This is a genomic window from Burkholderia sp. Ac-20384 (assembly GCF_017104605.1).
Classification (GTDB): Bacteria; Pseudomonadota; Gammaproteobacteria; order Burkholderiales; family Burkholderiaceae; genus Burkholderia; species Burkholderia lata.
Genome location: NZ_JAAGPE010000373.1, coordinates 1 through 7,963 on the forward strand (window position 1 = coordinate 1; position 7,963 = coordinate 7,963).

Consider the following 7,963-nt stretch of genomic DNA (forward strand, 5'->3'; position numbering starts at 1 on the left):
GTCTAAGCAGTGCCTTACACTATTTCCCTACCCGACGCGCTTCGGTCTTGGCGGCGGTTCCGCGCGCAGCTATTTCCTCGTGCTCGACGATGGTGCCGAAGGCACGGCCGCGCGCGGCGTCTGCCTGCTGCCGCGCGGCGCGGAAGAGGGCCACGAGATCCGGCTCGACGATCGTACGTTCGCGCTCCAACTCGGGCAGCCGGTGCGTTTCCACCTCGTGTCGACGGTGGCCGACACCGCATACCGGCCCGGCGATCTCGTCGATCTCGACGGCGGCGATTTCGTGCGGCTGCCGCCGATCGCGACGGTCGTCGACGCGAAAGCGGGCGGCGATGCGCGCGAAACGCCGGTGAAGCTCACCGCGTCGCTGACCGAGGTCGGCACGCTCGAAATGCATTGCATCGCGACCGACGATGCGGCGCGCCGCTGGCGGCTCGAATTCCAGCTGCGCGGCGATGCGCCCGCGCAGGGCGACGACGCTGCGCTCGCGCGGCATCCGCGGCTCGACCAGGCGATCGAACTGATCGAGCGCTCGTTCGGCAGCAAGGCCGCCGGCGTCACGCCGAAAGACACGCGCCGGCTGCGCGCGCAGCTCGAACAGGTGCTCGGTGCGCGTGAAGAGTGGGACGTCGCGCTCGCGCGCGAACTGTTCGACGCGTTGCTCGCGCGCGCCCGGCGGCGGCGGCGCTCGGCCGATCACGAACGCGCCTGGCTGAACCTCGCCGGCTATTGCCTGCGTCCGGGTTTCGGCCATCCGCTCGATGCGTGGCGCATCGAGCAGCTGTGGCCGCTGTTCGACGACGGGATTCAATACGTGACCGACGGACAGGTGTGGTCCGAGTGGTGGACGCTTTGGCGGCGCGTGGCCGGCGGCCTCGACGACGATGCGCAGACGCAGGTACGCGACGCGATCGCGTTCCTCGAACCGACCGACGACAAGCGACGCAAGCTGCCTTTCGATCCGGGCAAGGTCGGGCCGGCCGACATGACGCGGCTGTCCGCGTCGCTCGAGCGGCTGCCGGTCGAGCGCAAGGTCGAGCTGGCCGAGCGGCTGATCGCGCAATTGCAGAAGCCGGCCGAGCGCGCGCTGTGCGCGTGGGCGCTTGGTCGCATCGGCGCGCGCCGGCCGTTCTACGGCAGCGCGCACAGTGTCGTGCCGGCGGAAGTCGTCAATGGCTGGCTCGATGCGCTGTTCGCGCTCGACTGGAAACAGGTCGAGCCGGCCGCATTCGCGGCAGCGCAGATTGCGCGGATGACCGGCGACCGTTCGCGCGATCTGCCGGACGACACACGTGCGGCCGTGATCAAGCGCCTGTCGGCCGCGAATGCATCGGCGGCGTGGACCGACATGGTGCGCGAGGCAATCGCGTTCGACGAAGCCGACACGGTGCGCGTGTTCGGCGAAACGCTGCCAGCGGGGTTGAAGCTGCTGGCGGGGTGACGTTCAGTCACGAAACGGATGCTTCGACCTCATTCGCAGGACGAAGCATCCGGTTGCGCCAGTCAGTACGAGACGTAACCGCCGTTTCCTTCAGGCATGCGACACCGCTTCGCGCTGCCGTTCCACCGATTCGATTTCCGATGCATCGCGCGCTGTCGAACGCCGCGCGAGATGAATCCCCGCGAGCATGCAGCGCACCGATCCGCCGGCCAGTTCGATCGTCGGCACGTCGAGCGGCAGCAGCCGCGCGGACCGCTCGATCGTCGCGCGCTGCACCGGCGTGAGGCAGTCGTACGCCCGCCGCGACAGCGCGAGCACCCGCCCTTCCTTGCCCGACAATTCCAGCGTATTGCCCGCGAAGTTCGCGATCTGCGATGCATCGAGCGCGATCACCGTGCGCCCCGTTTCGGCCAGCCGTTGCGCGATTTCTTCACGACGGCGGCTGCCGGCGATGAAGTCGAGGCCGACCATCGCGAACTCGGTCGCGACGCTCATCATCACGTTCGTGTGATAGATCGGCCGCCCGTCGGCATCGGCCGTATCGAAGCAGATCGGCTCGAAATTGAAGTTCGTGCAGAAGCGTTCGAGCGCGACCGGATCGGCACGGCGCGAACGCGCGGTGTACGCGATTCGTGCGACGTGGTCGAGCACCATCGCACCGGTGCCTTCGAGAAACACATCGTCGTATTCGAGGCCCGAGTAGTCGATCACGTCCTGCACGCGGTACTCGGTCTTCAGCATCTCGATCACGTCCGCACGCCGTTCACGGCGGCGGTTCGCGCTATACATCGGATACAGCGCAACATGGCCGCCGGGGTGCGTCGAGAACCAGTTGTTCGGGAACACCGAGTCGGGCGTGTCGCGCTCGCCGTGGTCGTCGAACACGTGCACGCGCACGCCGGCGTCGGCGAGCGTCTGTGCAGCCGCGGTGACTTCGTCGCGCGCGGCGGCCGACACCGACGACGTGTCGTTCGCGGCGCTGCCGGCCGTGCGCTGGAAAGCGTTGTCGGCCGCGGTCTGCGGGTTCGGCAGGAAGCGGTGCGGCCGGATCATCACGACGGCGGCCGGCGCCTGGATCGATACGAGATTCATGGAAGGCAGGAGCGAAAGGCAGGAGCGAAAGGCAATGGGCCGGGCGGCACACGGGCCGCCCGGGGATGACGGTCAGCGCGCGAACGCGGCGACGGCTTCGGTCACGTACGCCGCGTGACCCTGCGCGATCGCAGCCGGGTCGTCGATCAGCGCGAACAGGTTCTTCGGGTCGACGGCCGGCGGAATCAGCGCGATCTCGACGCCTGCGTTGTGCTGCTGCGCGAGCGCATACAGGTAGCGCAGCGCCGAGTAATCCTCGAGCGCGAAGCCGACCGAGTCGAACACCGTGACTTCGTCCGCGCGTTCGCGGCCGGTCGTCTCGCCTTGCAGCACGCGCCACAGCTCGGTGACGGGGAAGTCGGCCGGCATTTGCTGGATCTCGCCCTCGATGCGCGACTGCGGCTCGAATTCGACGAACACGCGGCCCGCATGCAGCACGCCCGCTTCGAGTTCGGTCTTGCCCGGGCAATCGCCGCCCACGGCGTTCAGGTGCATGCCGGGCTCGATCATGTCGGCGGTGACGATCGTCGCGTACGCCTTGTCGGCGGTGACGGTCGTCACGATGTCGGCACCGCGTACGGCGTCGGCGGTCGACGCGGCGCGCACGACGCGCAGCGCCGGGTACGCCGCGAGGTTCTGCACGAGCTTGTCGGTCGCATGCGGATCGACGTCGAACACGCGGATTTCTTCGATGCCGAGCAGCGTGTGGAACGCGATCGCCTGGAATTCGCTCTGCGCGCCGTTGCCGATCAGCGCCATCGTGCGCGCGTCGGGGCGGGCGAGCACCTGCGCGGCGAGCACCGACGTGGCGGCCGTGCGCAGCGCGGTGGTCAGCGTGAGTTCGGCGAGCAGCAGCGGGTAGCCGGTATCGACTTCGGCGAGCGCGCCGAACGCCATCACCGTGTGCATCCCGCGCGCGGCGTTGACGGGGTGGCCGTTCACATACTTGAACGCGAACAGCGACGCGTTCGCGACGGGCATCAGTTCGATCACGCCGTCGCGCGAGTGGCACGCGACACGCGGTGACTTGTCGAAGTCGGCCCAGTGCAGGTAATCGGCGCGCAGCGTGTCGACGAGCTCGCGGAGGAACGTCGTGACGCCGGTTTTGGCGATCAGTCGGGCGGTGGCGGGAACGTCGAGGAAGCGGGTCATGCGTCTGTCTCCATATGCTCAGTGCCGGTACGGGTGTCCCTGGCGTTCTGGTCGACCGGGCGGGGCCTCGGCGCCGGTCCCGGCTTCCCGGAAAGCGGTGGCGCGGCCTGTCCCGCCGGTCGATAGAGTCATTATTTCCGCGAGTCGAGCCAACAAAAAGACGGCAAAAGTGGCAGATTTATCGATAGACTTGTCAAAATGCTGGCCAAATCTGGCAATTTGATCAAGTTCCGCTGGTCGGAATGTGCAGTCTCCGGCACGCTGGCGGCCGGGATACGTTCAACAGGAAGCTCCGCTCATGATCACGCTCGACGACGTCGACCGGCAGCTCATCGCCCTGCTGCGCGACAACGCGCGACTGCCTGTCGTCGCGCTGGCGAAGGAATTGCGCGTCGCGCGCGCGACCGTGCAGAACCGGCTGACGCGGCTGGAGAAGAACGGCGTGATCGTCGGCTATACGGTGCGGCTCAAGCCGGCGGCGGAACGGCACCGGATCCGCGCGCTGATGTCGATCGCCGTGCAGGGCAATCGCGGCGCGGAAGTAGTGAAGGTGCTGCGCGGGCATCCGAACGTCGCGTCGATCCACAGCACCAACGGGCGCTGGGATCTCGTCGCCGAGCTGCATGCCGATTCGCTCGAGCACTTCGATCGCGTGCTCGGCGCGATCCGGCTGATCGACGGGATCGCGAATACCGAGACGAGTATCCTGCTGTCGACGCACAAGGCGTGACGCGGGCCTCCCTGCAAAGCAGCGGCGGCCGTGCAAAAGAGGGGGCCGGTGCGAAATCCACGGCCGGCCGGGCGTCGTTGTGCCGTTGCGATCACAGCCGTCGCGTACCTGATGTTGACCCGGCCCCAATTCATTCGGAATACAAGCCAGTCATTTCCGGAGGGCGGATGTTATTTCGTCCCCCAGAGCGTGAAACGCGCTGCGCATTGTCCGGCAACTGCGACATTCAACCCTGCCAGTTTTCCTTTTGCCCGTGTTCTCGGGACTTACACCAATCAACGTCACAAAGTCAGAACTTTGGTCTGCTTCAATAGAGTGAGCATGCTAATCTGAAACGGCAATATAAAAAGCCGCAATAAATGACGGGGCGATAAGATGAAACAGGCCATACAGGATGCAGGGGGGCGGGGAGAATGTGCGCAAAGCGCCCTGATGCCGCATGCTGCAGTTGCGGAAGGGGAGTCGGAGCCGATCGATCTGATTGAGCTCGGCGCTCGCGTGTCGTCGGTGACCGTGCTGGGCGTATTTGCCTATCTGACTTACATGGCGTGGCGCCAGAATCCAGGCCGGATCACGTTGATCTTGCTGCTGGTCTCCTCGGCCTTGACCGTCGGATTGTCGGCATTTGCGAAATTGCCGAAGCGGCGCGACTGGCATCCCGTTGCAGTGTGCTTTTCCATTGGGGGCACGTTCTACTACCTCACCTATCAGCTGGACGCCAGTACACAACTGATTCCCGAGTGGGCCGGCGGAAGCCTGCTATTGTGCGGGATCGCGTTTCAGTTGTTCGCGAAACTGTCGCTGGGGCGTTCGTTCGGTCTGCTGCCCGCCAATCGCGGCGTCGTTTCGGTCGGCGCATACCGGTTCGTGCGTCACCCGATCTATGCCGCCTATTTGTTGTCTGAAATCGGTTTCGTGCTCACCAACTACAGTCCCCGAAATGCGTTCATGATCACCAGCTGGATGCTGTTGCAGATCGGGCGCATCTACCTGGAGGAACGCGTGTTGTCGGAAGACGCGGACTATCGCGCGTACAAGGAGAAGGTGCGGTACCGGCTGATTCCGGGCCTGTTTTGACGCGAATGCGGAGCGCCCGCCACACGCGTCGTCGATGAAGCAGATTGGCGCGCGGGGTGCCGCACCGCGATCGGGCGGCCACCTGTCAAGGTGCAGGTGCCGCCATGTGGTCAGGCGCCGGCCGCCAGCTCCGGAAACACCGGTTCGCCCAGCGTCAGCATCAACCGGTTCGCCCACGCGAAGATCGCGACCGCGTGCGACAGGTCGAGAATCTCCTCATGCGTCAGCCCTTCGGCTTCCAGCGCGGCGATATCGCTCGCGTCGACCGTATCGGGCCGCTCCGTCAGCGCGATCGCATAGCGGATGATCGCGCGTTCGCGCGCCGTCGTGCCGGCCGTCCCTGGATCGTCGAATACCTGCTCGATCGCGTCGGTGCGTTTCGTGAGCTGCGTGAAGCGCTGCGCATGCACGGACGCGCAGTACACGCAGCCGTTCACGCGCGACACGGCCGTGCAGGCCAGTTCGCGCTCCGCGCGCGACAGTCCGCCCGGGCCGTACATGATCGCGTTGAATACGCCCGAACGTTGCCGCAGGATCTCGGGAAGATGGACGAGCAGCAGGTAATAGTCGGACGTCTTCGCTTGCGGGTGGCTCGCTTCGAGCACGGCAAGCTGATCCGGCGTCGCGGCGTCGAGCGAAACGGTGTCGAGCCACGCACGCCAGCCGAGCGTGTCGGACGTGAAGCCGTGAGCGGTCGTCGTCATGCGGCCTCCCTGGCGGTGCGTGCCTGCAGCGCTTGCGCGGCAACGGCGACGCGCAACTGATACGCGACGAACGCAACGAGCTGCGACAGCGCGACGATCGCGGGCGTCGTGAGTCCGGCCGACTTCAGCGCGTCGAGATCGGACGGGCGTGCGTCGACAGGCGAGCGCGTCAGCAGGCGTGCATGCGCCAGGATCGCGCCGATGCGGCGCGGCAGTGCGTCGAATGCATCGGCGTCGGCACGTGCGATATCGTCGAGCGTGCCGCCTGCGTCGATCAGTCGTGCACGATAAGTGCCGGCCAATGCGTGCGCATTCGATTGGTGTGCGACATACCGTGCCGCGTGTAGTCTTTCGATCAACGAAAGATCGGGCAGCGCGGGATCGAACAGCGCAGCTTCGCTCAGCCGCGTATGAAGCCGCACCTTGTCGCGTGCGCGGCGTAGCGCGGCGACCGCATCGCCGTCGCGCAGCCCGGCTACGGCGTCGATCGTGTCCGGCGCAGCGGCCGGCGTGATGGATTCAGTCATCGTTTCGGGTTCCCTTCGTCGTCAGTGTGATCGGTGGACGTGCGCTTACGCGTCGGCGTCGCGCCATTCGTCGCCTTGCAGTTCGGCGTTCGCGTACGCGACGAGCGCGTCGTAGTGGCGATCGCGGTCCGCGTCGAACAGCCGGCTCGCAATCCCGCGCGCGAGCCGCTTCGCGCCCGCACTGATGGCCGGGATATCGCCGGACAGCTTGCCGTGGCTCAGGCTTGCCGCATGGTTGAAGCAGTGGATCCGCGTAATGGCCGCGCACGTGCCGGGCGCGCGCTCCTGGAATGCGAACGCGGGGCCGAGATCGGGCGACTCGGCGAGCTCGTCGATCCATGTGCCCGGCTCCGGCCGATAGCGATCCTTCCAGCGTCGCACCTGCGTGCCGAACGACGCGAATTCCGCGCGCGTCGTCCAGTCCGAATGAAAGCCGGTCGCGAAGATCAGGAAGTCGACCGTGTAGCGTCCGCGCGGCGTCGTTACGTCGAGTCCGCCTGCGTGTTCCGCGAGCGTCTCGATCGGGCTGTCCGCATGAAAATGCGCATGCTCGTGACGCGACACGCGCAGCACGCTGTCGCGCGGCGGTGGTGTTTGCGATGTCAGCGCGTAGTGCATGAAGCGCCATTTCGTCGCGTCGTCGAGATCGGCGTAGCCGTGCACGAGGCCCGGGCTGCCGATGCCCGTCAGTTTGTTGATGCGCGGAATGTCCGTGCGTCGGAAGAACAGGTCGACGCGCGCGGCGCCGGCTTCGAGCGCGGTGCCAGCATTGTCGAACGCGGACGCGCCCGCGCCGACCACGCCGATGCGCTTGCCCGCGAGCGCCGCGAAATCGATCGGTTCGGACGAGTGGGCCCAGCGCGTGCGCGGCGCGCGTTGCGCGACGGGCGGTACGTACGGGCCGCCGAGCCCGTCGCGGCCGGTGGCGAGTACCACGTGCCGCGCGAGCAGCGTCTGCGCTTCGCCGTTGCCGCGCACATCGAGCGCGAGCAGGCCGTCGTCGCGCGGACGCAGCGCGACGAGCGTGGTGTCGTTGCGCACCTGCAGGTCGAGCACGCGCCGGTACCAGCGCAGGTAATCCATCCATTGCGCGCGCGGAATCTTGTAGAGCGCATCCCACGCGTCGCGGCCGTATTGCGCTTCGAACCACGCGCGGAACGTCAGCGCGGGCAGCCCGAGCGCGGGGCCCGCGAGCTGCTTCGGCGAGCGCAGCGTGTCCATTCGCGCGAACGTGACCCAC

7 protein-coding genes and 1 pseudogene are annotated in these 7,963 nt (G+C 66.8%); 3 read left to right on the forward strand and 5 right to left on the reverse strand.

From position 1 onward, the window contains the following. Nucleotides 1-1,441, forward strand: a pseudogene (locus tag G3O00_RS37395) (molecular chaperone DnaK); the annotation flags it as partial. 90 nt (nt 1,442-1,531) lie between these two features. Here the strand turns inward: G3O00_RS37395 and G3O00_RS37400 are convergent. Further along, complete coding sequence (locus G3O00_RS37400) at nt 1,532-2,533, reverse strand: arginine deiminase-related protein (RefSeq protein WP_206146021.1); 1,002 nt, start codon at nt 2,531-2,533, stop codon at nt 1,532-1,534. A gap of 72 nt (nt 2,534-2,605) precedes the next feature. Beyond that, nucleotides 2,606-3,685, reverse strand: coding sequence for an ornithine cyclodeaminase (locus G3O00_RS37405; RefSeq protein ID WP_206146022.1), 1,080 nt, complete (start codon nt 3,683-3,685; stop codon nt 2,606-2,608). Between the two features lie 298 nt (nt 3,686-3,983). Between G3O00_RS37405 and G3O00_RS37410 the strand changes: the two genes are divergently transcribed. Further along, a complete protein-coding gene (locus G3O00_RS37410) occupies nt 3,984-4,415 on the forward strand; it encodes an Lrp/AsnC family transcriptional regulator (RefSeq protein WP_006479718.1) in 432 nt (143 codons plus the stop codon). A gap of 432 nt (nt 4,416-4,847) precedes the next feature. Further along, complete coding sequence (locus G3O00_RS37415) at nt 4,848-5,492, forward strand: methyltransferase (RefSeq protein WP_241025515.1); 645 nt, start codon at nt 4,848-4,850, stop codon at nt 5,490-5,492. 110 nt (nt 5,493-5,602) lie between these two features. Here the strand turns inward: G3O00_RS37415 and G3O00_RS37420 are convergent, their stop codons facing one another. From G3O00_RS37420 to G3O00_RS37430, 3 genes are all read right to left on the reverse strand, one after another. After that, a complete protein-coding gene (locus G3O00_RS37420) occupies nt 5,603-6,196 on the reverse strand; it encodes a peroxidase-related enzyme (RefSeq protein WP_206146023.1) in 594 nt (197 codons plus the stop codon). Beyond that, nucleotides 6,193-6,723: a hypothetical protein gene (locus G3O00_RS37425; protein WP_206146024.1), complete on the reverse strand. Its 531-nt coding sequence runs from the start codon at nt 6,721-6,723 to the stop codon at nt 6,193-6,195. The genes G3O00_RS37420 and G3O00_RS37425 overlap by 4 nt, the downstream gene beginning before the upstream one ends. A gap of 45 nt (nt 6,724-6,768) precedes the next feature. Beyond that, on the reverse strand, nt 6,769-7,963 hold a 1,195-nt coding region (locus G3O00_RS37430), incomplete at its 5' end, for an NAD(P)/FAD-dependent oxidoreductase (protein ID WP_206146025.1).